Source organism: Catenulispora yoronensis (assembly GCF_039531695.1).
GTDB lineage: Bacteria > Actinomycetota > Actinomycetes > Streptomycetales > Catenulisporaceae > Catenulispora > Catenulispora yoronensis.
This window is the reverse complement of record NZ_BAAAQN010000008.1, coordinates 141,787-166,810: the sequence shown is the minus strand read 5'-3', so window position 1 is coordinate 166,810 and position 25,024 is coordinate 141,787. Positions and strand designations below refer to the sequence as shown.

Here is a 25,024-nt window from a genome sequence, read left to right as displayed (position 1 = left end):
GCCGCGATCGCGTTGGCGTTCTGCTCGTACGGTGGGCTGATCGCCCTGCCCAGCCTCGTGGGACCACACCCCAGCCTGCTACTCGCCCTCAGGCCGACGCCAGAGGTGCTGGTGCTCGTCGGACACCGCGTCAGTCCCCTGATGACCTTCGCTATCGCACTGCCGGCGCGCCTGCTGGTCCACATCGTCTACTTCCACCTGGGCCGCTTCTACGGCGAACCGATCCTGCTGCTACTCCGACCTGGGCGCGCAGGACTCAGACTCCTGCGACATGCCTGGTCCAAGACGATCCTCTTGGCATCGGTCCTGCTGTACCAGACCACCCCTGCCGACGTGTCGCTAGGCATCCTCAGGACCCGCCTGCGGATATTCCTCCCCGTACTGATCCTGGGAACGGCAGCCTCCACGGCAGCGCTGATCGCCGCCGGCCGAGGGCTGACCGACCTCGCCGCCCCGGCCACCCACTGGGTGACCCGCCACGGGCCGGCGGCCACTGTTGCCCTCGCCGTCCTGGTGGCGATCCAAGCCCCGCTGATCGGGCGGTCGTGGTACCGGAGATCACGAAGCCTCGCCGCGCCGCCTTCGGATACGTAATCCGCCGGTGGCCGGATGAGGCGTACCTCTTCTGAGCTCCCCCCTGTGGGGGAGAACGTCCCTCTGCATCGCTGACGTCAGGGACCGAATAGTGCGCTCCCCAGCGTGACGCCATACCGTGAGCCAGTCACGAGGCTGTCGCTATGCGCTTTCGAAGTCATCCACACCTTCAAGCCGCCGTGTCCATCGGGTTGGCCACGATGGTGACGGCCTGCCTGGCGGCATGTGGCGGGTCCTCCAAAACCCATGCTCCTGAGCCCCCGGCCGCCACGACGAGCACTACAAACACCGCAAGCACCGCAACCACTACCAGCACGGCGCCTGTGGCGACCACGTCCACAGGCTCGCCCGCCGCCGCACCGAGCGCGCAGGCAGCGATCCTCGCGCTGTTCGACAGGTACTCCGCGGTCGGGGGCTTCTCCCCGGCCCACGGCAACAAGGACGTCGATGATTTCCTGCTCGGGCTGATCCGCAACCCCGCGCTGCCCGGCAAGGTCACCGACCTGGCGATCGAGTGCGGCAACTCCCGCTATCAGGCTGCTCTCGACCAATACGTCGGGGTCGCCGAGAGCGCGGACACCGGCTCGCGACCGACAGACGCGCAGATCGCCGAGGTCTGGCGCGACACCACACAGCCGACCTGCGCCTTCTCCACGTTCTACGAGCAGCTGGTGCCGTTGGTGAAGGACCTGAACTCCCGGCTCCCCGCCGCTCAGCGGCTCCGGATTCTCGCCCTGGACCCGCCGGTCGACTGGTCGAAGGTCCGGTCCGCGGCCGACCTTGCCCCGTATCGAGAGCGCGAGACGACCATTGCGAAGGTCATGGAGACCGAGGTCTTCGCCAAACATCGCAAAGCCCTGTTGCTGATCGGCTCGAACCACGTACGACACGGGCAGGCCGCGGCCGCCCTGTGGGAGAAGGACTATCCGAACCTGACCTACTCCATCGCGACTCACGAGCGCTTCACCAAAGACGCCGAGACCCTCGAACCCAAGCTCGCGACCGGCGCGGGAGTGCTGACGCCGACACTCACCAACGTCCGCGGCAGCTTCCTGGCAGACCTGGACTCGTCCGTCTTCCCCGACGGAATCACTGACGACAACACCGGCGGAACCACCGACGGCCACGGCCCGGCGGCGGCGAACCACGCGCCCGGCAGCACCAATGCCTCGGCTTCGCCCCAGGCCTCGAAGGGCTATCCGGGCATCGACGGATACCTCTACGTGGGCCCATCACGCCTGCTCTTGTCCGCTCCGATCTCACCAACCACCGCCACCGATCAGGCCTTTCTCGCCGAGGCCGAGCGGCGGGCCAAGGCCATCGACGCTCCCGCCGACGCGCCGATGCACCCGGCCAACGTCATCAACCAGGCTGCGAAACAAAGCGTTCTGCTCTACGCGAGCTGAGAAGACGGGCAGTCACTTGTTCTGCCCGGTCCGCCCGCTCCTGCTCCTGCCGCACCGACCAGTTCGCCCAGACACCGGGCGGGAGCAATGAACCCGTATTGACCACTTTCGCCAGCCGTTGATGGCGCAAAGTTCGCGATGCCGGGAGGGCGTAGGGGGCGCTGGTCCTTGACCGGAGGGCAAGCCCCGGGCCGCCCGTCACCGGCGCGCCATCGGTCATCACCCTTAATCAGGGCTCTGTCGCTCTCGATGATCCGGTGCGATGATGCGGCTAGTCCACCTCGCCATGATCGGAGACCTTGATGATCGCACGACGTGTGTTTGGTCTGAGCACGGTGACCGCCCTGGCCGTATCGGTGATCGGCTTGGGTGTGGGTACGGCCTCGGCGGCGGCGGCCGTGTCGAGTATTCCGTGCTCGGCAACGGGATACGGCAGTACGTTGGCTGCTGCTGAGCATGACGCGCAGCTGACGCTCAGGGGCGACTACACGATTCTTTCCGGGTTCACGCTTGTGTATGACGCTCAGAATCCGGACGGTTCGTGGGTCGCGGTCGAGTCGGCGCGTTGTGGAATTCCCCGCTAGGGGCTCTTTGAAGTAGGTCGCGCTGCCGCCAGCGGTGGTCTGCTGGCGGCGCGTTGGTGGTCGAGGCGTGGTCGAGGCGTGGCCCGGGCGTGGTCGCAGGGTGCCGTCAGCCCATGCCCGCGACCAGGGCAGCGGCCACCGGGGACAGGTCCGGCATGGCGGTCAGGGCGTTGTTCGCCGACAGGTTGATCGTCAGGTTGCCGTGACGCACCACCAGGTCCTCCTGCTGGATGTAGGGCCCTTTGGGGGCGACCTTGACCAGCAGTGCCTCGTCGCCGAGGCCGGGGACCGGGGTGGCCGAGACGTCGACGTCCACCACGCCGCCCATCCTCATCACGGTGAAGCCGTTGCAGGCCGAGGCGAGGTTCTGGCGGACCTGGGCGAGGGATTTGGCCGCGTCGCCGGGTCGGTAGGCGTGGAGGACCACGCCGGCGGAGGCGCTGCTGGAGCTCACCGGCTCGGACGCGGCGGCGACGCTCAGGCCCTTGGCCAGGTCGAGGCCGTCGGAGATCAGATAGTTGCAGTCGTCGGCGCTGACCAGGGACGGCTCCGGGGCGGTGGCGGTGGGGCCGCTGTCCTGCTCGTGGGTGGTCTGGGCCTGCCAGCCGGCCGGCAGGGTCGGGCCGATGCCCAGCATGCTCTCGGTGGCGGTCGCGGGAAGCAGTGTTTTGAGGTAGCTGCCGCTCGTCGGCGATACCGACGGAGAGGTCGTGGGTGGGGTCGGTGTCGGCGTCGATGGGGCGGAGGAAGAAGCGGAAGACGCGGAGGAAGGGGAGGACGTGGAGGAGGCAGCGGCCGCGGAGGTTGTCGGGGCGGCGCTGCTCGGGCTCGACGACGACGACACACTCGCCGAGGCTCGGCCGCTCCCACTACTCCCGCTGCTTCCCGCGCTCCCCCCGCTCGAACACCCCGTCGCGGCCATCGCCAACGCAGCCGCCACCCCCACCCCCACCATCCCAGCCCCCGCCCCGAAACTCCGCCCGCCACGTCCTGTCGTGCTGTCCGGCATCCCCGCCCCTGTTCCGTCGTCGTCGCCAGCGCGGAACTGCTGGCGCGGACAGTCCACCAGCGCCGCTGCGTGATCTTCTACGGTGGAAACACTGGTATCAGCGCGGCCTTTGCTCCAATAGCCAGGTGACCGGCCGGGCAGGGTCCGGCTCGTAGCGGCACGAGGCACCGGTGCGGACCGTGTCCCGCAGCAGCCGCGCCAGCGCGGCATCGTGGTCGGCGACGCGGTCGAGGGCGGAGGCGATGGCCTTGCGCACGGCCGTCCGGGCCCGTTCGCCGGCCGAGCTGAAGCGGCGACGGCGGCCGCCGAGGCCGGTGGCCGCGCGCACTTCGGCGAGCAGTGCCTCGCGCTCGGCGTGGAGGCGGTCCAGCCGGCCCTGGTCGGACCAGGACCCGGCCTCGTCGAGTTCGCTGTCGATGTCCTCCAGGCGCTGCCGGTAGGCCGCGAGCGCCTGGGCGTCGGCGACGTCGGCGGTGTCGGCCTCGGAGACGACCACGGCGGCGTGGCCCGAGGCGGCGGCCGACAGGTCGAGCGCGCTCAGGTCGGCGCCGGGGCTGCGGAGCAGTTCGCGGAGGTGATGCAGGCCTCTGAGGTCGGGCAGCTCGAAGGTCGAGCCGTCGGTGCCGATCAGCCAGGTCGAGGGGCCGGCCGGGTGCGGATGGAAATGGATGCTGACTGAAGGCGCTGGGCCGCCACCCGTCACCGCCCCGATCCGCTCCCCCCACCACACCGCGCCGACCCGCCGATACCCCGACACCGCGCTGTGCCGCCAGCGCACCGCGTCAGTCCGGCCGAGCATCAGCTCACCGAGGTACAAGTACTCGTCCACGACCCCGTGGAAGGTCACCGCTCCCGCGTTCAGCACCGCGCGGCCGGCGTACGGTGTCAGTAGCCTGACTCCCTCCGCCACGATCCGGTGCTCCCCCAGCCCGGCGGCCACCCGCAGCAGCGACGAAGTGGTCAGCAGGAAGTCGACGTCCCTGGCCACCGCCTCCAGACCCGGACCCGGACCGGCCAGCTGGTCGAGCAGCCGCCGCGCCCGCTCGGGCTCCCCGCCCTCGAACCACAGCACGGCGGCCTCCGCCGACACCGAAGGCACCCCCTGGGCCGCCCCGTACGCCTCGAACTCCGCCGCCTCCCGCCGCAGCGTCGCGCGGTCGTCCGTCACCAGCGCCCGCTGCGCGGCCAGGCTGTGCCGGACCGCCTCCAGGTCGGGCTCCCCGACTCGGGTGCCGAGGTCCACGGCCTGGGCGATGAGCCGGTCGGCGGTCGCGATGTCGCCGGTGACCAGTGCGTACATCGCGCGCCGGGAGGCCGCGAAGAAGCCGTGGCGCGCCGCGCCGGTCTCCTCGGCGAGTGCGTCAAGGGCGCGGAGCTGGCGCTGGACGGCGACGAGGTCCAGGCACTCCCACGCCGTGGTCAGCCGCCACAGGTGCGCGGTCAGCCGGGGTGCCGGATCCGTGAGGTGGGCCGCGGTGTCGGTCAGGCGCGCCGCGAGGGCGAGCCGTTCGGCGAAGTCGTCGGGGCCCCAGTGCGCGACCAGGGCGGCGTCCAGGGCGTCGGCGGTGATACCGCGACTGCCGGAATCGCCAGGACCGCCAGAACCGCCAGGACCGCCGCGATCGCCGAGCGCGTCCAGTTCGCCGAGTTCGCCGGCCAGAGCCACCGCCTCGTCGGCGAACGCCACCGCGCGCTCGGCGTCGCCGCCGTACACCCAGGCCCGGGACAGGGCGGCGGCCAGCCGGCAGCGGTCGGCCGGGCCCGTCGCCGCCAGGAACGCCTCGTGGATCAGGGCCGGGATCTGCCCGGGGTGCTGGCCGAACTCCTGCCGGGAGGGCAGGGCGAGGGCCGCCCGGGCCATGAGCTCCGGGTCTCCGGCCGCGCGGGCCCGGCGGTAGGCCGCCAGCAGGTCCGCGCGGGTGTCGGCGGCGGTCCGGGCCGCGTCGTCCATGGTCCGATCGTACGGCGATCCGGACCCGTCCTCACGGCTTGAGCAGGTGCACGGCCGCCGCGTGTTCCGCGACGCGCGCCCGGTCCCAGTCGCCGGTGCAGTAGACGGACAGCTCGGCGATCGCGCCGTCGCTGACGTCCGCCCGGAACAGTTCCCGGCAGTACCAGGACTCGCCGTCCTGCTCCCAGCGCTCCTCGACCTCGAGCACGAAGCCGGTGGCGGTCGCGTCGAGCCGGGACCGGGGCACGCTGCCGGGTCCCGGATGGCCGGCGCGGCGCAGGCCGACGACGTCCGCGGCCCCCCGCGCCTGGAGGCGCCAGAGCGGCATCGTGAAGTCGACGAACACGTCGGGGGTGAACAGGCCCTCGGGCGCCGTGCCGGTCTCCAGGAAGGAGATGAACTTGCCGGCGAGGTCCTGGGCCGTGGCCTCGGGAAGGATCTGCATGGTGGTCATCGCGCGCCTCCTATGACGGTGTGGTGCTGGATGGTGCTGTCAGGAGGAAGGCGTGAGGTTCGGACGGCACAGTGTGCCGTCACACAGTGCCGGACGCCAACCAGCCCGCCGACCAGGTCGCCGACCGGGCCACCAAGCAGACCACCAAGCGGACCGCCTACCGGGCCGCCGGCTCGGAATCGCCGCTGACCAGCAGGCCTGCCAGCTCCGACAGCTTCCCGCGCACCGCCGAGTAGTAGATCCACGTCCCGCGCCGCTCACCGGTGATCAGCCCCGCCTCGCGGAGGACCTTCAAGTGGTGGCTGATGGTCGGGCCGGAGACGTCGAAGCCGGTCTCCAGGTCGCAGACGCAGCACTCGCCCTCGGGGTTGCTGGCGATCTGGGAGAGGAGCTGGAGGCGGATCGGGTCGCCGAGCGCTTTGAAGGCCGGGGCCAGGGCGATGGCGTCGGCGGTGGCGATGGACTGGGCGCTGAGGGGCTCGCAGCAGGAGGAGGCAGAGGTGGCAGAGGAGGCGGAGGAGCTGGTGGCGGACCCGGCCCCCAGCAGCGGCAGCTCCTTTTGTTTCGACATGCTTCTATCTTGACAGTCTTCAAAGCAGGCGGCAAGGTGGAGGTACTTCGAAAAACTTCGAGACAAGGGGCCTCTCATGTTCCGCCGTTCGACCAATGCCGCCAAGACCCGCCGTGACCTCGGCGTGAAGTTCTGCGACGGCCAGGGCGTCAGCACCCAGGCCGAGCGCTCCGATGCCCGCCTGGACGCGCTTCGGGCGTCCGCCGTGATGAAGCTGCCCCGGTTCTGAAGACGCGACCCGAGCGAACTGAGGACACAACGATGAGCGACACCTTCCCCGAGACCACGCCGCTGCCGGTGGTGGTCGTCGGAGCCGGGCCGGTCGGGATGGCCGCCGCCGCGCATCTGGCCGAGCGCGGCATCGGCTTCCTGCTCCTGGAGGCCGGTGACGCCGTCGGCGCCGCCGTCCGGCAGTGGGGCCACGTGCGGCTGTTCAGCCCGTGGCGATACTGCGTCGACGAGGCGGCTCGCACGCTGCTGGCGAAGGCCGGCGCCGACTGGGCCGGTGCCGACTGGGCCGGAAGCGCATGGGCCGAACCGGGCCTGGGACCCGATCCCGCGACCGCGCCCACCGGCGCGGAGCTGGTCGAGCGGTACCTCGAACCGCTGGCCGCGACTCCGGGGATCGCCCCGAATCTGCGGCTCGGACATCGCGTGGTGGCCCTCAGCCGGGTCGGCCTGGACCGGGTCCGCACCGCCGGCCGAGAGTCCGTGCCGTTCCTGGTCCGGGTCGAGGCCGACGGCCGGACCACCGACCTGGCCGCGAGGGCCGTCATCGACGCCACCGGGACCTGGGGCACGCCCAACGTCCTCGGCGCCTCCGGCCTGCCTGCGCAGGGTGAGGCCGAAGCGGCGGCGTTCATCGATCACGCGCTTCCGGACGTGCTCGGCACCGCGCGTACGGACTACGCCGGCAAGCACACCCTGGTCGTCGGCTCCGGGCACTCGGCCGCCAACACCCTGCTGGCGCTGGCCGAACTCGCGGAGCAGGAGCCGGGCACCCGGATCTCCTGGGCCATCCGCGGCGGCTCGGCGACCCGCAGCTACGGCGGCGGCGACGCCGACGCGCTCCCGGCGCGCGGCGCGCTGGGGACCCGGCTGAAGAAGCTGGTCGCCGACGGCCGGGTCGAGCTGGTGAGTCAGTTCTCGATGCAGGCTGTCAGGGTTCTGGATGAAACTGGCCACGGCGACAGCACTGCGGAGGCCGCAACCGTGGAGGCCGCAAGCGTGGAAGTCACCAGCCTCGCCGCGGACGGCACCGAAAAGATCGTCGTCGCCGAGCGCATCGTCGGCGCGACCGGCTTCCGCCCCGATCACTCGCTCGCCGCGGAGCTGCGTCTGGACCTGGACCCGATCCTGGGCTCCACCCGCGCGCTGGCACCGCTGATCGACCCGAACGAGCATTCCTGCGGCACCGTCCCGCCGCACGGCGTCGACGAACTGGCCCACCCCGAGCCGGACTTCTACGCCATCGGCATGAAGTCCTACGGCCGGGCCCCGACCTTCCTGCTGGCCACCGGGTACGAGCAGGCCCGCTCGGTCGTCGCCGCGCTGGACGGCGATTGGGACGCCGCGCGCGATGTGCGGTTGGAGCTGCCCGCGACCGGAGTGTGCAGTACGGCGTCGACTGAAGGCGACGCCGGGTGCTGTGGCCCGTCGCAGCCGGCGAGCGTCAGCCTGGCCGGCGGAAGCGAGGGCGGGCTGCTGTCCCGGCCGCTGACCATCGTCGGATCGGGCGCCGACAGCGGATCGGGATGTTGCGGCTGAACCGCGGTGGCATCCTCGCTTGCCTGCATACATCGATGACTGTAAACATAGACGGGTGTCGAAGAAGCTCCTTCCGCTGGCCGATGCCACCGACCTCGCCGACGACGCGGCCTGCTCGACCTCGCTCGTGGCCGAGCCGCTGACCGAGTCCGAGGCCGCCGGGCTGGCGGCCGTGTTCAAAGCGCTGGCGGATCCGGTACGGCTGCGGCTGTTCTCCCTCGTCGCCTCGCACGCGGGCGGCGAGGCCTGCGTGTGCGACCTGGCCGCCTCCTTCGACGTCACCCAGCCCACCATCAGCCACCACCTGAAGGTCCTGCGGGAAGCCGGGCTGCTGGACTCGGAGCGCCGCGGGACCTGGATCTACTACCGCGCGCGCCCCGAAGCCCTGGCCCAGTTGTCGGTGCTGCTCGCTCCGCAAGCAGCGGCAGCGTGAGGGGCGAGCTGGCCCGCCGCGCCTTCGCCGAGTTCCTCGGGACCGCGCTGCTGGTCGCGATCGTTGTCGGCTCCGGGGTGATGGCAGCCCGGCTGTCCCCGAACGACGTCGGCCTGGAGCTGCTGGAGAACTCCACAGCGACGGCGTTCGGGCTCGCCGTGCTGATCCTGATATTCGGGCCGGTCTCCGGTGCTCACTTCAACCCGGTCGTCACCCTGGCGGACCGCGTACTGAACCGGCATGACGGCGCTCGCGGCATCGACGCCAAGACCGTCGCCGCCTACCTCCCGGCGCAGATCGCCGGGGGTATAGGCGGCGCGATCCTCGCCAACCTCATGTTCGACCTGCCGGCTGCCACCGCTTCGACCCACGTCCGGGCCTCCGGACACCTCTGGCTCGGCGAGACCGTGGCCACCGCCGGGCTGGTTCTGCTGATCTTCTCGCTGGTCCGCACCGGACGCGCCGCTCTCGCCGCCCCGGCCGTCGGCGCCTACATCGGCGCCGCGTACTGGTTCACGTCCTCCACCTCGTTCGCCAATCCTGCCGTCACCATCGCGCGCGCCTTCACCGACACCTTCGCCGGAATCGCACCGGGCTCCGTCGCGGGCTTCGTCGGCTTCCAGCTTCTCGGCGCTGTCATCGGCATCGGGCTGGTGACCGTGCTGTATCCCACCGAAAGGCACTCTCTGATGTCCGACAAGGCTTCCGACCAACCCTCCGTCCTGTTCGTCTGCGTCCACAACGCCGGACGTTCCCAGATGGCGGCGGGATTCCTCACCCACCTCGCCGGCGACCGCGTCGTCGTCCGCTCCGCCGGATCCGCTCCGGCCGACGCGGTCAATCCCGCGGTGCTGGAGGCGATGGCCGAGGTCGGGATCGACCTGTCCGCCGAGGCCCCGAAGGTCCTCACCGACGAGGCGGCGCTGGCCTCCGACGTGATCATCACCATGGGCTGCGGCGACACCTGCCCGGTCTTCCCCGGCAAGCGCTACCTCGACTGGCCGCTGCCGGACCCGGCGGGGCAGGGCGTCGCGGCCGTCCGGCCGATCCGCGACGAGATCGAGCGGCTCGTCCAGGGCCTCATCGAGGAAATCGCCCCGGCGGCGGACCGGCGGTTATCCTGAATCATGGACGAGAATCGAGCCCGCCGGGTCGTTGACGCCCTCCGCGAGCGCGGTGTCGATGCGCATATCGCCAAGGTGAGCGTGTACCAGTTCGGCATCCGCGTCATGCTGCCGGGCGGACGCCAGGCCGAATGGGACACCGACAACACGGCGGGCCTGGAAGCCCAAGTCTTGAAAGACGGCATTCTGGTCGGTTTCGTGCCGACGATCGAGGGGTCCGAGGACTTCGACGACCGACAGACCATCGACGCCATCCTGCGCACCGACTACAACCAGCCCATCGCCACTCGACGGGCCGAGGCGCCCGCGCCTCAGCCGGCGCTGCCGCGCGAGGGTGGGTTGTTCCGGCGGTTCCTGGGCGGGTTCCGCGAGCGCTGAGCCCGAAGCGCTGCCTTGTCCCGAGACGCTGCCTTGTCCCGAGACGCTGCGCTTGTCCCGAGACGCCGCCTTGTAGCGTCTCGCTGGCCGCAACGCGGAACCTGCTCGGCCAGGGCTCAGGACTATGCGCCGAGCCCCGATCACACCGTCATGAGCCCAAGAACGGCAACGCGTAGTCCCACAGCTCGTCCGCCGCGACCGGATCGGTCGCCCACCGCGCGACCCCGGTCATCGTGAACTCCGGGCCCCCGTCGATCGGCGCGGATTCCCGGTTGTCCTCGAAGTACCGTCCGGTGACGCCCTCCAGCAGCGGCGACGCCGCGAGCAGAACACTCGTGGAAGCCCCCTGCGCCGGGGTCTTGTAGTAGTCCGGTGTCAGCAGGTTGCCGTCCTCGTCCATCGCGCCGAACGCGCGCATCGTCGCGGGGTCGAGGTGCCGCTGGAGGTTGGTGTGGATCCAGCCGGGCTCGCAGGAGTTGGCCGTGACGCCGTCCTCGGCCCAGCGGCGGCTGACGCCGACGGCAAGCAGCGCGTCGGCGGTCTTCGACTGCGCATAGGCGACCATCGGGTCGTACGGGCGCCGCTCGAACTGCGGGTCGGCGAAGTCGACCGGCTGGAGCCGCTGGGCGCCCGAGCTGACGGTCACCACCCGCGCGGTGCCCGCCGCCCGCAGCGCGTCGTGCAGGCCGTGGATCAGCGCGAAGTGGCCGAGGTAGTTGACCGCCAGCTGCATCTCCCAGCCCTGCGCGCTGAGCCGCCGCTCCGGCAACATCATCACCCCGGCGTTGGCGACCAGCGAGTGCAGCGGGCCGCGCCAGTCCCGGACGAAGGCCCGGACCGAGCGGAGGTCAGCGAGGTCGAGCTCGGCGGCCGTGACCGCGGGGAACTCGTCGAGCAACGGCTTGGCCAGGGCCGGGTCGCGGGTCGCGACGACGACCTGCGCGCCCGCGCCGGCCAGGGCCCGCACAGTCTCGGTCCCGAGGCCGGAGGCCCCGCCGGTGACGACCATGCGCCGGCCGGCGAGGTCGAGCCCGGCCAGGACCTCCGCGGCCGTGGTGCGCGAGTCGAAGGGGGTGGTGATGAGCGTCATGGTGGTGACGGCCGTCCTTTCGGTACGGAAGTGGTTCACCATCGACCTTGGCGCCGGGGCCGGATCCCGGTCATCAGTCAAACGACGCCATGCCGAGCCGCCGCCGAGTGTGAGACCCGGTTGAGACTGCCGGACCGGGCGCCGCTCACTACTGTTCGCATCAGGGCCCGGACACGGTCGCGGCACCGGCCGGGCACCACCCGGCCCCCGGTACCAGGTCTCCGGTATCAGATCTCCGGTATCAGGTCTCCGATATCCGCGTCCCGGTCCCGGTCCCCTCTCGTTCCCCGCCCACGTCCCACAAGGAGGCAGATCCATGGCCCCGATCCGGAAGCTCCGGAACAGCTCGGCCGCCGTCCTGCTCGCCGGCTCCGTCTTCACCGGCCTGACCGTCCTGGCCGCCCCGGCGGCGCACGCCGCCGTGGACCCGTCGAGCTGCGTCTACAGCTACGACCTGTCCGTGCCGCGCGAGTCCGCGACCTGCACCGCGATCCCGAACCCGCGCGGGTGGTACCTGAAGCTGGGATGCGACACCCCGCGCGGCACCACGATCTGGGAGAAGGGCACCGTCGCCTACACCGTCGGCCGCGACACCTCGAACGCGATCTGCCCGCCCAGAACCGAGCTCGGCGCCACTCAGCTGGTCAACCTGTAGGGCTCGCCCAGCCGCCGGGCCGCCTCCGCGACCCGCCGCACCCCGTGATCCAGGCGGCGGAAGTAGGTGGCCCGGCTCAGGTGCGCCTGGTGGATCAGGGCGTCGTGGCCGGAGTTGCGCAGCACGAAGTAGCGCAGCATGATCCGGCCGGCCTCGGCGTCGGCGGGCAGGTCCGAGGCCGCGAGCTCCTCGATCCCGCGGCGCAGGAAGTCGGCCAGCGCCGCCGGGGTGGCCAGCCCGGGCAGGCCGAGCAGCGGGCTGTCGGCCAGCGCCCGCGGGGTCCGCAGCCCGGCCAGGGCGCCGCGCACGGCTTCGACCAACGGATCCGGGCGCTGCTCGGCGCGTTCCATGCGCCGGAGCCACGGTCCGATGCTGTCGGCGGCGAAGGTGCGTTCCAGCACACGGTTGCGGCGGCCGCAGCGGAACAGGTCGTCCATGGTGTCGCCGACGGTGCGCAGGCCGAGGTTCTCGGCGAGCACCCGGTACGGCGGCCAGGACGTCGAGACCACCACCCGGCCGCTGGGGATCGCCACGTGCAGGATGTGCCGGAGCATCGCGGCCCGGGCGGCGGGGCGGCGGCCGGCCGCCGTCAACATGCCGACGAGGTGGCCGCCGGGCGCGGCGGCCGGCGGCGACCCGGCGAAATCCCCGGCGAGATTCCCGGCGAAATCCTCGGTGTACTGCTGGAGCAGCGCTTCGAGGACGGGACCGGTCGCGGTGGCGATCGGCGTCAGGTTGGCCAGGCTCACGGCCCGGCCCTCGGCGTCGAACAGCAGGTGGAATCCGGGGGTGGCGGAGGTCATCCAGGCCTCCAGCATCCGGTCCGCGCGCTGCCGTTCGAGCCCTTCCATGCAGGCCCACTGCCGGACCAGCCGGACGACCTCGCGTTCGTCGTCGGCGTCGGCGGTCGCGGGCCGGGCCTGGAAGGCGGCGGCGGACGGCGGGAAGAACGCGCGCCGGATCCGCGGGTGCGCGGCGGTGCGCATGACGCGGTCGGAGAGGTCGGCGCGGACGGCCGCGTCGCGGGTGCCGGCGATCTGCCGCCGCCGGTGCGCCGCCGCCTTGGCCAGGACGGCCTCGGCGGCCATCGGGTGGCGCCAGCGGTAGGCGAGGTCGAAGACGGTGCGGAAGGGCTCGGCGACGGTCCGCCCGAGCCGGTCGGCGTCGACGATGCTCAGGGTGCTGACCCGATCGAACTCGGCGGCCGGGATCCCGGCGGCGGCCAGCAGGTCGGCGTCCGCGCCGCCGAGCACGGCCAGGACGTGCAGGGTGTCGGTCGGCGGCTCGGCCGGGAGCGCGGTCGCGAGCTCGGTCGGTGGCTCATCGGCCGGCACCTCGGCCAGCCCTTCGCCCGACGGCTCGGCCGGACCCTCCTCCCACTCGCTCCGCAGCCTGGCCACGATCGCCTGCGACGCCAGGTCGGCCAGCGCGCCGAGCGCGATCGACGGCGTCTCCGGGTCGCTGTGCACGGCCTCGCTGACAAAGCGGCACAGCGCGTCGGCGACGAACGGCAGGCCGCCCGCCAGGTCGACGACGAGGTCCAGGTGCGCCGGATCGGCGATCCCGAACGACCGTCCCAGCCGCCGCACCTCCGCGTTCGGCCACGGCCCCAGGCGGAACCCGCGCACCGGCCGGCCGCCCCAGCCCGGCCACGCCTGGAGGGGACGCCGTCCGACCACCAGCAGCCGTGCGCCGGCCCGGTCCGCCAGGGCCAAGGCCGCCGCCGCCTGCTCCGCCCGGTCCACGCCGTCCAGGACGACCAGTCCCCCGACCCCCTCGGCCGCCTCCCGCACCAGCTCCCGCACCAGCCGGCTCTTGCCGACGCCCAGCGGACCGGTCACTTGGAGGACCGCCGCCCCCGCCCGGTCCGCGAGCTCGTCCCGCACCCGTCGCCGCACGTCGTCATGCGTCTCCCGCATATCAGGGAACGTAGCAACCCGGAGCGGCCGCGCCCAGATCCAGCGTCGCGCGACCCCAGCACCCCCGCGCGCTTGTACGATCGGGACGTGTCCGAAACGATCGAGACGACTCCGGGCTGGTTCGCCCCCACCGAACTGGAGCAGGTCCGCGCCCATCTGCCGATCGTCTACGTCCAGGCCGTGCCTGTGCGCGTGGACGCCGCCGGCGAGGTGGTCAGCGTCGGGCTCCTGCTGCGCATCTCTCCCGACGGAACGATCATCCGCAGCCTGGTCTCCGGCCGCGTGCTGCACCACGAACGGCTGCGGGACGCCCTGCTCCGGCACCTGGAGAAGGACCTGGGACCGGTCGCGCTGCCGCACATCCCGGCCTCGCTGCAGCCGTTCACCGTCGCCGAGTACTTCCCGACCCTGGGCGTCACGCCCTACCACGACCCCCGGCAGCACGCGGTGGCGCTGGCCTACGTGGTCCCGGTGACGGGCGACTGCTCGCCCCGCCAGGACGCGCTGGACCTGGTGTGGTTCACGCCCCAGGAGGCGTCGTCCGACGCGGTCCTGCAGGACATGCAGAGCGGGCAGGGGACGCTGCTGAAGCAGGCGCTGGCCCACGCCGGCTGCCTGATCTGAGGGGCGCCATGACCAGTTCCCACCACGCGCACGACGACCGCATGCCCCCGGGCCGGGCCGTCGAGGTCGCCGACCAGGTCTTCGCCTACATCCAGCCCGACGGCAGTTGGTGGATCAACAACACCGCGTTCCTCGTCGGCGGCCGAGGCGTCATAGCCGTCGACTCCTGCTCCACCGAGCGCCGCACCCGGGAGTACCTGGCGGCGATCCGCACGGTCACCGACCGCCCGATCCGGGCCCTGGTCAACACCCACCACCACGGCGACCACACCAACGGCAACAGCCTGCTGGCGCCGGCCGCGGTGATCGGCCACGAGGCGATGCGGCAGGCGCTGATCGAGACCGGGCTGCCGAACGCCGCCTACGGCGCGGTGTGGGGCGACGTCCCCTGGGGCGATCTGGAGCTGGAGCCGCCGTTCATCACCTTTCCGGACCGGTTGACGCTGCACGTGGACGAGCTGACGTGCGAGGTCGTGAACGCCGGCGCCCCCGCGCACACGGTGAGCGACTCCTACATCTGGATCCCCGACAGCGGGGTCCTGATCAGCGGCGACCTGCTGTTCAACGGCGCGACGCCGTTCCTGCTCATGGGATCGGTCGCGGGCGCGATCGACGTGCTGGAGAACCGGATCAAGCCACTCGGGGCCCGCACCGTCGTGCCCGGCCACGGCGGGGTCTGCGGCCCGGAGGTCGTCGACGACGTCCTGGCCTACCTGCGGTACGTGCAGTCCGTCGCGCGACAGGGCAAGGACGGCGGCCTGACGCCGCTGGAGGCGGCGCGCGAGTTCGGCCTCGGCGACTTCGCGGACCTGCTGGACTCCGAGCGCCTGGTGGGCAACCTGCACCGGGCCTACGCCGAACTCGACGGAGCGGCGCCGGGCGCGGCGATCGACTTGTTCGCCGCGCTCGGCGACATGGTGGCCTACAACGGCGGCAAGCCGTTGCGCTGCCTGGCCTGAGGCGGTCGTCCCGCGCGGCGCTGGGGCTGCCGCGCGGGTTGTCCGCACTGGACCGTCCGCGCGGGGCTCAGCCGCGCGGCAGCACCTCCGACAGCACGGCCGGCAGCCCGGTCCAGTCGTTGGAGACGATGCTCGCGTGCTTGCTCGCCAGCAGCGCCACCCGCGCCTGGGCGTCGGCCTGGCTGGGCGCGGTGTCGCTCAGCGTGGGCGCGACGTTCTGCGCGTCGGTCATGGTCAGCAGGTAGTGGTTGGTGTCGTACCAGGAGGTGTCGATGCCGTTCACGTACGTGGCGGCGTCCCCGTCGAACACCACGAACCAGGGCCGGATCGAGGTGTCCGAGTACTGGGTGCGGGGATCGCCGGCCACCGCGCCGAGCACGGTCGGGAAGATCGTGGCCTGCGACACCTTGCCGGCGGCGGCGAGGTTCTTCAGGTAGGTCCCGTACTCGACGTCGGTGTGCAGCGTGTCGAACGGGTTGCCCAGCTCGACGGTGCCCGGGATGACGTAGACGATGACCTTCCCGGCCAGCGCGGACCGGGCCGGCCAGGCGTTCGCCTTCGCCGCCGCGTCCAGGTTCGGGAAGGAGCCCAGCAGGTCGGCCGGCCGGTAGACCAGGCTCCCCAGGTGGCTGTTGATCAGCGCGTCGAGCTGCGCCGGGCCCATGCCGGAGTTGGCCTCGAAGCCCTGCTTCAGCTCGATCTTGATGGTCAGCGGCCCGGTGGTGGTGTGCGAGGCCAGCCAGTACTTCACGTCGTCCAGGCAGGACCCGAGGTCCTTGTTCGCCGACCCGGTGTAGATGTCGGAGGGCTGGGCGGCGTTGACGCAGTTGTTGCCGTTCCCGAACGGGTTGTCGTGGCTCACCTTCCAGTAGTCGCCGAAGACGTCGGTCCAGGTGTCGAGCTCGATCAGCGACGTGCCGGAGTCCAGCGCGTTGGCCAGCCGGGGGTAGGCCGCCTGGTTGTAGGTGTTGTGCACCCCGACGCCGGTCGTGGCGGACAGCTTCGCGGAACCGGTGTCGGCGGCGGCCGGGACGATGGCGGCGGCCAGGGCGAGGGCCGCGGCGCCGACGACGGCGGCGCCGGAGGCGAGACGGCGGAGCCAGGGACCGGACATGGAACCTCCTGGTGGCGTGTGGCGAGCGTGGGGTCGCTCACCCGCCGTGGAGGCTAGCCGCCCGGCCGGAAGTATGACAGGGCCCTCAAATGAATCGTTTGTGACCGACAGCCGGACGTTTCACCGCCGGGAGGCCGACATCAGCGCTCCGGGCCGGCCTGGCGCGGCTCGGCCTGGCGCGGCTCGGCCTGGCCCGACTCGGCCAGCATCCCGGTGGCCATGGCGCGCACGATCTCCCGCCGCCGCTCCCGGTCCCGGACGTCCATCACCGCCATCACGTCCGGGCTGCTGAACTCCCAGAACGCCGCCGCGTGCAGCAACATCGCCATCACGACGTGCGGCTCGTACCAGTCGGTCACCAGTCCCCGCCGCTGCCCGGCGGCCACCGCCGCGCCCCGGGAGAGCAGGTCGGCCGTGGCCACCGCATGCGGCGGGTCCTCGCCGCGCTCCAGGCGCTGCCACAGGATCAACCGCGGCAGCTCCGGGTAGTCCGCGTAGACGTCGCTGAGCTGGACCGCGACCCCGGGCAGGTCGCTGACGTCGAACGGCAGGCCGTCCACGATCTGCCGGCACAGATCGTCCCAGACCGCGTCGAACAGGCCCGCCTTGTTCTTGAAGTAGTGGTAGATCTGCGCCTTGTTCGACTGCGCGACCTCGGCGATGCGGTCGACCCGGGCCCCGGTGATGCCGTGGGCCGCGAACTCGGCGCGTCCGGCATCGATGAGACGGCGTTTGGTGGCTTCGGCGTCGCGCTGCATGCGGACACCCTACCGTGCGCTAACTAACTGTTTGGTTGACAACTCCGCCGGGCTCCCGCTGTAATCGATGGACCAGCGGGTTGACAGAAATCGAGGTGGTGGGGATGGCGTCCGGCGCGGTGGCGACGAGGACAGCGGTGGCGATCGGCGCCGCAGGGACGGCGATGGTCGGGCGCGAGGCCGAGCTGGAGCGGCTGACCGCGTTCGCCACCGCCCCGGGCGGCCGGTCCCTGGTGCTGCGCGGCGAGAGCGGCGTCGGCAAGAGCGCCCTGCTCGACCTCGCGGCCCACGCCGCGGCCGCCGCCGGCCGGCGGGTGGTGCGGGCCACCGGCGTCGAGGCCGAGGCCGGGCTCCCCTACGCCGGGCTGCACCAGCTCCTGTATCCGCTGCGCGACGACGTGGCGGGCCTGGACCCGGCAGCGCGGACGGTGTTCGGCTCCGTCTTCGGACCCGCCGGCGACGCCGGGGCGCCGTCCGTGCTGACGCTGGGCATCGCCGTGCTGAACCTGCTCGGCCGGGCCGCCGACCGGCGGCCGCTGCTGCTGGTCGTGGACGACGGCCAATGGCTCGACGACGCCAGCGCCCGGGTCTGCGGCTTCGTCGGGCGCCGCCTGGCGCCCAGCCCGGTGCGGCTGCTGATCGCCACCCGCGCCGACGTCGCGTCCCGGTTCGACGCCGCGGCCCTGCCCGAGCTCCGCGTCCCGCCCCTGGGCCCGGCCGACGCCGGCCGGCTGCTGGAGCGGCACCATCCGGGGCTGAGCACTCCGATGCGGCGGCGGATCCTGGCCGAGGCCGAGGGCAATCCGCTCGCCCTGCTGGAGCTGCCCGCGCACTTCGGGGCCGACAGCCGGGACGGCCGCGACGGCGCCGGGCCCGCGAGTTCGGGTTCGGGCGGCTCGGGCAGCTCGGGCAGCTCGGGCAGCTCCGGCAGCCTCGGCGGCCTCGACCACCCCGGCGACGACCTCTTCGGCCGGCCCGCCGGCCCCCTCCCCCGCCGCCTGCACCAGCTCTACGGCACCCGGATCGCCCGCCTGGGAGTCGCGGTCCGCGCCGAACTGCTCATGGGCGCCCTCGACGGCGCCGGCACCCGCCCCGGCCAGGCCGCCGTCCCGGGCCCGCGCTACCGCATGCGCGACGCCGACGAGGCGGTGGCCGCCGGACTGCTCGACACCGACCCGGCGACCGGGGAGTTCACCTTCCGGCACCCGCTGGTCCGCGCCAGCGTGGTGCAGATGGCCACCCCCGACCAGCGCCGCGCCGCCCACCGCACCCTGGCCCACCTGCACCGGCACCACCTGGAGCGGTACGCGACGCACCTGGCGGCGGCCACCGTCGACCCCGACGAGGACGTGGCGCGGATCCTGGAGCGGGCCGCCGGATCGGCCACCCGGCGCGGCAGCTCCCTGGCCGCCGTGACCTGGCTGACCCGCGCCGCCGAGCTGAGCCAGACCCGCGCCGAGCGCTCCCGCCGCCTGGCCGACGCCGCCTTCGTCGCGGGCTACGCCGGCCGCCTCGGGCAGGCGCACCGGCTCCTGCCCGACGACCCGTCTCCGGCCGCCGAGGCGCCGGCCGCGGTCCTGGCCGCCGCCTCACAGGCGCTGTACCGGGACGGCGACGTCCGCACCAGCCGCCGGCGCGTCGTCGCGGCGCTGCACGCGCTGCGGGACAGCGGGATGACCGAACCCGACGACGTGTTCACCCGGCTGGAGACGCTCCTGCTGTCGATCAGCCTGTTCGCCGGCGACCGGGACGCCTGGAGCGAGGTCCACGAACTCTTCGCCGGCTTCGGCAGCCTGGTCGGCGACCGGTCGCGGATCTTCTGCGACACCTGGAGCGACGTGGTCCGGCACGGCGCCGGGCGGGCCGAGCCGGTCCAGGAGGCGGCTGCGGCCCTGGCCGGACTGGCCCCCTGGGACGTCACCCGCCTGGCCGCCGCCGCGCACCACCTCGACCTGCTGGCCCTGTACCGGCCGCACCTCCAGCGCGTCGTCGACCGCGAACTCGAGACCGGAGCCGCCTTCTCCGGCGCGGTCATGCTGCGCCTGATCCTGATCGACCAGATCGCCTCCGGCGAATGGGACGAGGCCGAGCGGACCGGCCAGCGGGCCCTCGACGCCGCCCTGGACCAGGGCCTGGAGCTGTTCGCCCACCTGGCCCGCGGCTTCCTCGCCCTGCTGTCCGCGCTCCGGGGCCGCACCGCCCGGGCCCGGGTGCTCCAGGCCGAGGTCGACGCCTGGGCCCGGCCGCGCGGCCTCGGCTACCTGATCCAGCTGGCCGACGCCGCGGCCCTGATGGCCGCCCTGAGCGACGGCGACTACGAGGCCGCGTACCAGTACGCCACCGGCATCACGCCCCCGGGCAGCTTCCGCCCCTACACGCATCAGGCCCCGCGCACCCTCCTGGACCTGGTCGAGGCCGCGCGCCACACCGGCCGCGCCGACGAAGCCCGCCGGCACGCCCTGGCCGCCCGCGACGCCGACCTGCCGGAGCTGTCGCCGCGCCTGGCCCTGCTCACGTACGGCGCCCTGGCCATGACCGCCGAGGACGAGACCGAAGCGGCCGAGATGTTCGCCCTCGCCGAATCCCACCCGGAAGCACCCCGGTTCCCCTTCGAACTGGCCCGGGTCCGCCTCGCCCACGGAATCAGCGTCCGCCGGACCGAGGGCCGGACAGCGGCCGGGCCGCTGCTGGCGGCCGCGGCGGAGTCCTTCGAGCGACTCGGCGCGGAGGGCTGGGCCGAACGCGCGCGGGCCGAACTGCGCGCGAGCGGAACGACGGGGCGGGCCACGTCGACGAATCCGGCGGCGTTGACGTGGCAGGAGCGGCTGATCGCCGACCTGGCGGCGAGCGGGCTGACGAACAAGGAGATCGGGGAGCAGATGCACCTGTCCTCACGGACGGTCAGCTCCCACCTGTATCGCATCTTCCCGAAGCTGGGGATCACGACGCGGTCGGCGCTGCGGGATGTACTGAACCGGGTGGACAGTGATGCGGCGACACCGCCGTGCGACACTCCTCGTCGCGCCCGTCAATGAGGGCCTTGATCCGCAGCCTTGACCTCATGGCGCGCCAGCCAATCGAGCACATAGTCGGCGACACAGCGCCACCCACTATCCATCACCATCGAGTGCCCCCGGTCGGCGAACTGCTTCAGCTCGGTCACGGCGACGCTGTCGCCGTACAGCTTGTAGACCGAACGTGTCGCCGCGTCCGGCACCAGCCGATCCTCCTGCCCGGAGACCAGCAGCAGCGGCCCGCGCCTCGCGTTCTCCGTATTCAGGCCCAGCCTCGAACCCGGATCGGCCTCGGCCAGTTCCATCAGATCCGCCACCAGCCGCTGCGGCGCCGGTAAGGCGTACCGGTCATAGAGTCGCCCGGCCTCCTCCTCCCCCACCGCGTTGGCCACCGTGTGCCGGAACTGCGCCCGCGCCAGTGGCACGAACCCCTCGTGTCCCTCCGGCACTCCCCAGATCTGCGCGGCCAACGACGGACGGGACACCACCCCCGGCTGCGGCGCCACCGCCACAGCCGCCTCGGCCAATCCGGCCCCCACCAGCTGCTGCGCGATCAGTCCCCCCACCGAGTGCCCGATCACCACCGGCGGCCGCTCCATCCGCCCCACCAACCGGGCGAAATGCGCGCTGAGCTCCGCGAGCCCCAGGCCCCGCATCGGCCCCGGATCCCGGCGGGCCCGCAGCACATCCCGTGCTTCTCCCGGCCAGTTCGGCACACTCACCGCGTACCCGTGCGCGGTGAAGCGCTCGGCCCAGCCCTCCCAGCACGACATATGCAGCCACACACCGTGGATGAGAACAACAGGCGTTCGAGACACGACCGGGACCTTCCAAGCTTTCCGTGCGGCCGCCGTCGGGTATTCGGCGGCGATTGTTCCAGCTTCGCTTTCGTCCGGACGCCTCGGGAAGAGTCGGATGACTCAACGCCCCCATGCGTCCCGGTCACCCCACGTCGACGTCAAGTGACGGATGCGTGACAGCGCTGAACGGCGAAGACTCGGGGACGCCGGCCGGATTTTCCGCGGCGGCCTTTTCGTTCACCATTCATGGAGGTGTCGACGATGAAAGTGACCATCGCCCATCCGACGCACGAGCAGGCGGCCGCCATCCGCCAGGAGCGGTTCGGCGCCCTGCCGCGGCGGGTCGAGTTGGCGGACACGGTCGAGGAGAAGGAAGCCCTGTCGGCCAACCAGGCTGTGGACCGTTACGACTCCGACAGCCTCGGGGTCAGGTTCTCCTGCCTCGCGGCGGACTGGGGTCTCTGACTGAGACGCTGCCCACCGTCTGAGCCCGCACCCCTTATCAGGGTGCGGGCTCAATGCTTTCCGCCAGTCGGCCGATGCACGCTCCCGCCTCGCGCTGACTTAATACGGTCCCGAATCCAGCCCCCCGAAGGGCCTCCGCGACTCAGGGTCAGATGACCGATGTGGGTCTGATCAGCGCCGGGTGAAGGTGAAGACCGCAGGGCCGAACACACCGATCACGCCGATCGCATCACGCCGATCGCATCACGCCGATCACGCCGAACCCTTCTGGAGGGGACCACTCATGTCCGTCGTCAAGAACCTCAGCAAGCACCGCCTCATAGCCGCCTCCACCGCGACCGCGGGCATGGCCGCCGCCGTCACCGCGTTCGCCATCGCCGGGACGGCCAGCGCCGCGGACTCCGCCTCCGGCACGTGGACGAAGCCGACCATCGTCCTCGAACACGGTGCCTTCGCCGACGGCAGCAGCTGGAACGGCGTCATGGAGAAGCTGCGCAAGGACGGCTATCCGGTGGTCGCCGCCGCCAACCCGCTGCGCGGCGTGGCTTCCGACGCGGCGCAGCTGCGCACCGTCATCGACCACATCGACGGCCCGGTCGTCCTCGTCGGCCACTCCTACGGCGGCTCGGTGATCACCGAGGCCGGCGCGGACAACCCAAAGGTCAAGGGCCTGGTCTACGTCGCGGCGTTCCTGCCGGCGCCGGGCGAGTCGGCGTTGCGGCTGACCAACCAGTTCCCCGGCTCCACGCTGCCCGGCACGCTGGACCCGGTCACCTTCACCACCCCCGACGGCAGCACCGGCACCGACCTGTACATCCAGCAGGACAAGTTCCACCACCAGTTCGCCGCCGACGTCTCCGCCAAGGACGCCGCGCTGGCCGCCGCCGCGCAGCGCCCGGTCGCGCAGTCGGCGCTGGAGGAGAAGGAGACCGGCCCGGCCGCGTGGACGCAGAAGCCGAGCTGGGACATCGTCACCACGCAGGACCTGAACATCCCGCCGGCCGCCCAGCGCTTCATGGCCCAGCGGGCCGGTGCGCACGTCACCGAGGTCAAGGCCTCGCACTCGGTCGCGGTCTCGCGTCCGGGCACCGTCGCGGACGTCATCGAGCAGGCCGCGCGCGCCACCCGCTGATCGTCGGACTCCCCCGGCACCTAACCCCACCGGCACCCAACCCCATCGGCACAAAACCCCACTGGCACACAAGGAGACAGGCCATGGACCTGAAGCTGGAAGTCGTCGTCGTCCCGGTCACCGACGTGGACCGCGCGAAGGCCTTCTACACCGAGCAGCTGGGCTTCCGCCTCGACGCGGACTTCCCGGTGGACGACGGCTACCGGGTGGTCCAGGCGACCCCGCCCGGCTCGGAGTGCTCGATCATCTTCGGCGACGGCCTCAGCGCCGCCGCGCCCGGGACCTACCAGGGCCTGCTCCTGGTCGTGACCGACATCGTGGCGGCGCGCGCGGAGCTGATCGGCCGCGGCGTGGCGGTCAGCGAGCCGTTCCGCGACGTCAGCGGTGTGTTCCACCGGCCCGGCGAGACCGAGCGCGAGCCCGGTCTGCATCCGGAGCGGGCGAGCTACGGCTCGTTCGCGGCGTTCGAGGACCCGGACGGCAACCCGTGGTTCCTCCAGGAGATCACGCAGCGCGCCCCGGGCCGCTGAGGACCTGCCCGCCGCACCCCCGAAACGCCGGGAGGACGGTGCCTCCCCCTCCCGTCCTCCCGGTCCCCGCACCCCCGCACCACCACACCCTGAAGTCCCACCCCGCCCCCTTCACGGAGAACGCCATGTCCACCACCACCCAAACCTTCGACGTCGTCGTCATCGGCGCCGGCCCGGTCGGCGAGAACGTCGCCGACCGCGCCGTGGCCGGCGGCCTGAGCGCCGTGATCGTGGAGTCCGAACTCGTCGGCGGCGAATGCTCCTACTGGGCCTGCGACCCCAGCAAGGGCCTGCTGCACCCGGTGCACGTCCACAACGAGCTCAAGGCGATTCCGGGCCTGGCGAAGTCGGCCTCCGCGCCGCTGGACGTCGACGCCGTCCTGGCCCATCGCGACCGCATGGCCAGCAATTGGGACGACGCCCCGCAGGTGGAGTGGCTGAACAGCGCCGGCATCGAGCTGGTCCGTGGCGTCGGCCGGCTGGCCGGTCCGCGCGCGGTGACGGTGGCGACGCCCGACGGCCGGACCGTCCGGCTGACGGCCCGCCACGCGGTGGCCGTCTGCACCGGCAGCCGCGCGGCGCTCCCGCCGCTGCCGAATCTTGAGGAGCTGCGCCCGTGGACCAGCCGCGAGGCGACCAGTGCCCCGGCCGCGCCGCGCCGGCTGGCCGTCCTGGGCGCCGGCGTCGTGGCCGTCGAGATGGCGACCGCCTGGCAGGCGCTCGGATCCCGGGTCACCCTGATCGCGCGCGAGGCGACGCTACTCCCTCGCGTGGAGCCGTTCGCCGCCGAGCTGGTCGCCGAGAGCCTGCGCGAATCAGGGGTCGATCTCCGTTTCGGGACGACCATCGCGGGCGCGGTCCGCAACGCCGTCGACGAGGTCGAGATCACCCTCTCCGACGGCAGCACCCTGATCGCCGACGAACTCCTGCTCGCCACCGGCCGCGCGCCCCGCACCGACGACCTCGGTCTGGAGTCCGTGGGTCTGAAGCCCGGCGCCTGGCTGCCCACCGACGACCTGTTCACCGTCAAGGGCGTCGACGGCGACTGGCTCTACGCGGTCGGCGACGTGAACGGCCGCGCGCTGCTGACGCACCAGGGCAAGTACCAGGCCCGCATCGCCGGGAGCGTCATCGTCGACCGGGCCCTCCAGCGCGGCCTCGACATCCGCAAGTGGAGCCGCCACGTCGGCACCGCCGATCTGGAAGCCGTCCCGCAGGTGGTCTTCAGCGATCCCGAGATCGCCTCGGTCGGCCTGACCGCCGCCGAGGCCGCGCGCGCCGGCCGGACCGTCGAGATCGTGGACTACCAGATCGGCGACGTCGCCGGGGCCTTCCAGTACCGCCCCGACTACCGGGGCCAGGCCCGCGTCCTCGTCGATCCGGCCCGCAACACCATCGTCGGCGCCACGTTCGCCGGTCCCGGCGTCGCCGAACTGCTCTACTCGGCGACCGTCGCCATCACCGGTGAAGTGCCCCTCGACCGCCTCTGGCACGCGGTCCCGGCCTTCCCCACCATTAGCGAGGTCTGGCTGCGGCTGCTGGAGACCCACCGCGACAGGGCCAAGGAGGACTCGCCTTCCTGATCTTCCACCGGGCCGGAACCGAACCCGGCCCTGAACTCGAACTCGAACTCGGCCCCGAACCAGACGCGAAGCGGGGGCCGCGGACCGATTCCCCGGCCGCGACCCCCACT

The 25,024-nt window shown here is 72.3% G+C and carries 26 protein-coding genes; 17 read left to right on the top strand and 9 right to left on the bottom strand.

The genetic code is table 11. From position 1 onward, the window contains the following. Nucleotides 1-141: 141 nt before the first annotated feature. From ABD481_RS09710 to ABD481_RS09700, 3 genes are all read left to right on the top strand, one after another. Nucleotides 142-594, top strand: a complete 453-nt coding sequence (locus ABD481_RS09710; protein WP_344665228.1) for a hypothetical protein — start codon at nucleotides 142-144, stop codon at nucleotides 592-594. A 323-nt stretch (nucleotides 595-917) separates the two neighbouring features. Continuing rightward, nucleotides 918-2,000 carry a hypothetical protein gene (locus tag ABD481_RS09705; RefSeq protein ID WP_344665227.1) on the top strand — a complete coding sequence of 361 codons (1,083 nt, stop codon included), beginning with the start codon at nucleotides 918-920 and terminating at the stop codon, nucleotides 1,998-2,000. A gap of 302 nt (nucleotides 2,001-2,302) precedes the next feature. Further along, nucleotides 2,303-2,584, top strand: coding sequence for a hypothetical protein (locus ABD481_RS09700; protein ID WP_344665226.1), 282 nt, complete (start codon nucleotides 2,303-2,305; stop codon nucleotides 2,582-2,584). Nucleotides 2,585-2,690: 106 nt separating this feature from the next. Here ABD481_RS09700 and ABD481_RS09695 read toward each other — a convergent pair whose 3' ends face one another. Then, nucleotides 2,691-3,221, bottom strand: a complete 531-nt coding sequence (locus ABD481_RS09695; RefSeq protein WP_344665225.1) for a hypothetical protein — start codon at nucleotides 3,219-3,221, stop codon at nucleotides 2,691-2,693. Nucleotides 3,222-3,363: 142 nt separating this feature from the next. Between ABD481_RS09695 and ABD481_RS09690 the strand changes: the two genes are divergently transcribed. Next, a complete protein-coding gene (locus tag ABD481_RS09690) occupies nucleotides 3,364-3,666 on the top strand; it encodes a hypothetical protein (protein WP_344665224.1) in 303 nt (100 codons plus the stop codon). A 24-nt stretch (nucleotides 3,667-3,690) separates the two neighbouring features. Here ABD481_RS09690 and ABD481_RS09685 read toward each other — a convergent pair whose 3' ends face one another. From ABD481_RS09685 to ABD481_RS09675, 3 genes are all read right to left on the bottom strand, one after another. Beyond that, the gene (locus ABD481_RS09685; RefSeq protein WP_344665223.1) at nucleotides 3,691-5,544 is read right to left on the bottom strand and encodes a hypothetical protein; all 1,854 of its coding nucleotides are present in this window, start codon (nucleotides 5,542-5,544) and stop codon (nucleotides 3,691-3,693) included. 31 nt (nucleotides 5,545-5,575) lie between these two features. Continuing rightward, nucleotides 5,576-5,998 (bottom strand): hypothetical protein, encoded by a 423-nt coding sequence (locus ABD481_RS09680; protein ID WP_344665222.1) that lies wholly within the window; start codon nucleotides 5,996-5,998, stop codon nucleotides 5,576-5,578. 157 nt (nucleotides 5,999-6,155) lie between these two features. Continuing rightward, nucleotides 6,156-6,569: an ArsR/SmtB family transcription factor gene (locus ABD481_RS09675; RefSeq protein ID WP_344665221.1), complete on the bottom strand. Its 414-nt coding sequence runs from the start codon at nucleotides 6,567-6,569 to the stop codon at nucleotides 6,156-6,158. A gap of 76 nt (nucleotides 6,570-6,645) precedes the next feature. On the opposite strand from ABD481_RS09675, the gene ABD481_RS09670 reads away from it, so the two are divergent. The 5 genes from ABD481_RS09670 to ABD481_RS09650 are packed head-to-tail and all read left to right on the top strand — an operon-like array spanning nucleotide 6,646 to nucleotide 10,271. Continuing rightward, nucleotides 6,646-6,798 (top strand): hypothetical protein, encoded by a 153-nt coding sequence (locus ABD481_RS09670; RefSeq protein ID WP_344665220.1) that lies wholly within the window; start codon nucleotides 6,646-6,648, stop codon nucleotides 6,796-6,798. Between the two features lie 32 nt (nucleotides 6,799-6,830). After that, nucleotides 6,831-8,336, top strand: coding sequence for an NAD(P)-binding protein (locus ABD481_RS09665; RefSeq protein WP_344665219.1), 1,506 nt, complete (start codon nucleotides 6,831-6,833; stop codon nucleotides 8,334-8,336). Nucleotides 8,337-8,391: 55 nt separating this feature from the next. After that, nucleotides 8,392-8,769, top strand: a complete 378-nt coding sequence (locus ABD481_RS09660; RefSeq protein WP_344665218.1) for an ArsR/SmtB family transcription factor — start codon at nucleotides 8,392-8,394, stop codon at nucleotides 8,767-8,769. Further along, nucleotides 8,766-9,893: an aquaporin gene (locus ABD481_RS09655; protein WP_344665217.1), complete on the top strand. Its 1,128-nt coding sequence runs from the start codon at nucleotides 8,766-8,768 to the stop codon at nucleotides 9,891-9,893. Before ABD481_RS09660 ends, ABD481_RS09655 begins: the two co-directional genes overlap by 4 nt. A gap of 3 nt (nucleotides 9,894-9,896) precedes the next feature. After that, the gene (locus ABD481_RS09650; protein WP_344665216.1) at nucleotides 9,897-10,271 is read left to right on the top strand and encodes a hypothetical protein; all 375 of its coding nucleotides are present in this window, start codon (nucleotides 9,897-9,899) and stop codon (nucleotides 10,269-10,271) included. Between the two features lie 148 nt (nucleotides 10,272-10,419). On the opposite strand, the gene ABD481_RS09645 is transcribed toward ABD481_RS09650, so the two are convergent. Next, complete coding sequence (locus ABD481_RS09645; RefSeq protein WP_344665215.1) at nucleotides 10,420-11,361, bottom strand: SDR family NAD(P)-dependent oxidoreductase; 942 nt, start codon at nucleotides 11,359-11,361, stop codon at nucleotides 10,420-10,422. A gap of 316 nt (nucleotides 11,362-11,677) precedes the next feature. Between ABD481_RS09645 and ABD481_RS09640 the strand changes: the two genes are divergently transcribed. Next, on the top strand, nucleotides 11,678-12,016 hold the full coding sequence (locus ABD481_RS09640; RefSeq protein WP_344665214.1) for a hypothetical protein: 339 nt from the start codon (nucleotides 11,678-11,680) through the stop codon (nucleotides 12,014-12,016). Here ABD481_RS09640 and ABD481_RS09635 read toward each other — a convergent pair. Then, nucleotides 11,998-13,935 (bottom strand): hypothetical protein, encoded by a 1,938-nt coding sequence (locus ABD481_RS09635; protein ID WP_344665213.1) that lies wholly within the window; start codon nucleotides 13,933-13,935, stop codon nucleotides 11,998-12,000. The genes ABD481_RS09640 and ABD481_RS09635 overlap by 19 nt on opposite strands. 87 nt (nucleotides 13,936-14,022) lie before the next feature. Between ABD481_RS09635 and ABD481_RS09630 the strand changes: the two genes are divergently transcribed. Together ABD481_RS09630 and ABD481_RS09625 are read left to right on the top strand one after the other, a co-directional pair. Continuing rightward, nucleotides 14,023-14,559 (top strand): NUDIX hydrolase family protein, encoded by a 537-nt coding sequence (locus tag ABD481_RS09630; protein ID WP_344665212.1) that lies wholly within the window; start codon nucleotides 14,023-14,025, stop codon nucleotides 14,557-14,559. Nucleotides 14,560-14,567: 8 nt separating this feature from the next. Continuing rightward, the gene (locus ABD481_RS09625; RefSeq protein WP_344665211.1) at nucleotides 14,568-15,518 is read left to right on the top strand and encodes an MBL fold metallo-hydrolase; all 951 of its coding nucleotides are present in this window, start codon (nucleotides 14,568-14,570) and stop codon (nucleotides 15,516-15,518) included. Between the two features lie 67 nt (nucleotides 15,519-15,585). On the opposite strand, the gene ABD481_RS09620 is transcribed toward ABD481_RS09625, so the two are convergent. Further along, a complete protein-coding gene (locus tag ABD481_RS09620; protein WP_344665210.1) occupies nucleotides 15,586-16,632 on the bottom strand; it encodes a phosphatidylinositol-specific phospholipase C domain-containing protein in 1,047 nt (348 codons plus the stop codon). Between the two features lie 140 nt (nucleotides 16,633-16,772). Beyond that, nucleotides 16,773-17,390: a TetR/AcrR family transcriptional regulator gene (locus tag ABD481_RS09615; protein WP_344665209.1), complete on the bottom strand. Its 618-nt coding sequence runs from the start codon at nucleotides 17,388-17,390 to the stop codon at nucleotides 16,773-16,775. Between the two features lie 164 nt (nucleotides 17,391-17,554). Here ABD481_RS09615 and ABD481_RS09610 point away from each other — a divergent pair, with 164 nt between their 5' ends. Then, on the top strand, nucleotides 17,555-20,425 hold the full coding sequence (locus ABD481_RS09610; protein WP_344665290.1) for a helix-turn-helix transcriptional regulator: 2,871 nt from the start codon (nucleotides 17,555-17,557) through the stop codon (nucleotides 20,423-20,425). Here ABD481_RS09610 and ABD481_RS09605 read toward each other — a convergent pair. Next, nucleotides 20,419-21,222, bottom strand: coding sequence for an alpha/beta hydrolase (locus tag ABD481_RS09605; protein ID WP_344665208.1), 804 nt, complete (start codon nucleotides 21,220-21,222; stop codon nucleotides 20,419-20,421). The two genes, ABD481_RS09610 and ABD481_RS09605, sit on opposite strands and share 7 nt — an antisense overlap. Before the next feature lie 243 nt (nucleotides 21,223-21,465). Between ABD481_RS09605 and ABD481_RS09600 the strand changes: the two genes are divergently transcribed. The 4 genes from ABD481_RS09600 (at nucleotide 21,466) to ABD481_RS09585 (ending at nucleotide 24,914) form a co-directional block, all read left to right on the top strand. Next, the gene (locus ABD481_RS09600; RefSeq protein ID WP_344665207.1) at nucleotides 21,466-21,669 is read left to right on the top strand and encodes a hypothetical protein; all 204 of its coding nucleotides are present in this window, start codon (nucleotides 21,466-21,468) and stop codon (nucleotides 21,667-21,669) included. 283 nt (nucleotides 21,670-21,952) lie between these two features. Next, a complete protein-coding gene (locus tag ABD481_RS09595; protein WP_344665206.1) occupies nucleotides 21,953-22,801 on the top strand; it encodes an alpha/beta fold hydrolase in 849 nt (282 codons plus the stop codon). 83 nt (nucleotides 22,802-22,884) lie between these two features. Then, nucleotides 22,885-23,331, top strand: coding sequence for a VOC family protein (locus ABD481_RS09590; RefSeq protein WP_344665205.1), 447 nt, complete (start codon nucleotides 22,885-22,887; stop codon nucleotides 23,329-23,331). Between the two features lie 125 nt (nucleotides 23,332-23,456). Next, nucleotides 23,457-24,914 carry a dihydrolipoyl dehydrogenase family protein gene (locus ABD481_RS09585; RefSeq protein WP_344665204.1) on the top strand — a complete coding sequence of 486 codons (1,458 nt, stop codon included), beginning with the start codon at nucleotides 23,457-23,459 and terminating at the stop codon, nucleotides 24,912-24,914. Nucleotides 24,915-25,024 lie beyond the last annotated feature (110 nt).

Bases quoted from the DNA above. Each gene is read 5' to 3' on its own strand.
- ABD481_RS09585 (WP_344665204.1), top strand. From the start codon at position 23,457: ATGTCCACCACCACCCAAACCTTCGACGTCGTCGTCATCGGCGCCGGC.
- ABD481_RS09700 (WP_344665226.1), top strand. From the start codon at position 2,303: ATGATCGCACGACGTGTGTTTGGTCTGAGCACGGTGACCGCCCTGGCC.
- ABD481_RS09650 (WP_344665216.1), top strand. From the start codon at position 9,897: ATGGACGAGAATCGAGCCCGCCGGGTCGTTGACGCCCTCCGCGAGCGC.
- ABD481_RS09665 (WP_344665219.1), top strand. From the start codon at position 6,831: ATGAGCGACACCTTCCCCGAGACCACGCCGCTGCCGGTGGTGGTCGTC.
- ABD481_RS09645 (WP_344665215.1), bottom strand. From the start codon at position 11,361: ATGACGCTCATCACCACCCCCTTCGACTCGCGCACCACGGCCGCGGAG.
- ABD481_RS09590 (WP_344665205.1), top strand. From the start codon at position 22,885: ATGGACCTGAAGCTGGAAGTCGTCGTCGTCCCGGTCACCGACGTGGAC.
- ABD481_RS09620 (WP_344665210.1), bottom strand. From the start codon at position 16,632: ATGTCCGGTCCCTGGCTCCGCCGTCTCGCCTCCGGCGCCGCCGTCGTC.
- ABD481_RS09670 (WP_344665220.1), top strand. From the start codon at position 6,646: ATGTTCCGCCGTTCGACCAATGCCGCCAAGACCCGCCGTGACCTCGGC.
- ABD481_RS09625 (WP_344665211.1), top strand. From the start codon at position 14,568: ATGACCAGTTCCCACCACGCGCACGACGACCGCATGCCCCCGGGCCGG.
- ABD481_RS09595 (WP_344665206.1), top strand. From the start codon at position 21,953: ATGTCCGTCGTCAAGAACCTCAGCAAGCACCGCCTCATAGCCGCCTCC.
- ABD481_RS09695 (WP_344665225.1), bottom strand. From the start codon at position 3,221: ATGCTGGGCATCGGCCCGACCCTGCCGGCCGGCTGGCAGGCCCAGACC.
- ABD481_RS09610 (WP_344665290.1), top strand. From the start codon at position 17,555: ATGGTCGGGCGCGAGGCCGAGCTGGAGCGGCTGACCGCGTTCGCCACC.
- ABD481_RS09640 (WP_344665214.1), top strand. From the start codon at position 11,678: ATGGCCCCGATCCGGAAGCTCCGGAACAGCTCGGCCGCCGTCCTGCTC.
- ABD481_RS09675 (WP_344665221.1), bottom strand. From the start codon at position 6,569: ATGTCGAAACAAAAGGAGCTGCCGCTGCTGGGGGCCGGGTCCGCCACC.
- ABD481_RS09685 (WP_344665223.1), bottom strand. From the start codon at position 5,544: ATGGACGACGCGGCCCGGACCGCCGCCGACACCCGCGCGGACCTGCTG.
- ABD481_RS09680 (WP_344665222.1), bottom strand. From the start codon at position 5,998: ATGACCACCATGCAGATCCTTCCCGAGGCCACGGCCCAGGACCTCGCC.
- ABD481_RS09710 (WP_344665228.1), top strand. From the start codon at position 142: ATGACCTTCGCTATCGCACTGCCGGCGCGCCTGCTGGTCCACATCGTC.
- ABD481_RS09615 (WP_344665209.1), bottom strand. From the start codon at position 17,390: ATGCAGCGCGACGCCGAAGCCACCAAACGCCGTCTCATCGATGCCGGA.
- ABD481_RS09600 (WP_344665207.1), top strand. From the start codon at position 21,466: ATGAAAGTGACCATCGCCCATCCGACGCACGAGCAGGCGGCCGCCATC.
- ABD481_RS09635 (WP_344665213.1), bottom strand. From the start codon at position 13,935: ATGCGGGAGACGCATGACGACGTGCGGCGACGGGTGCGGGACGAGCTC.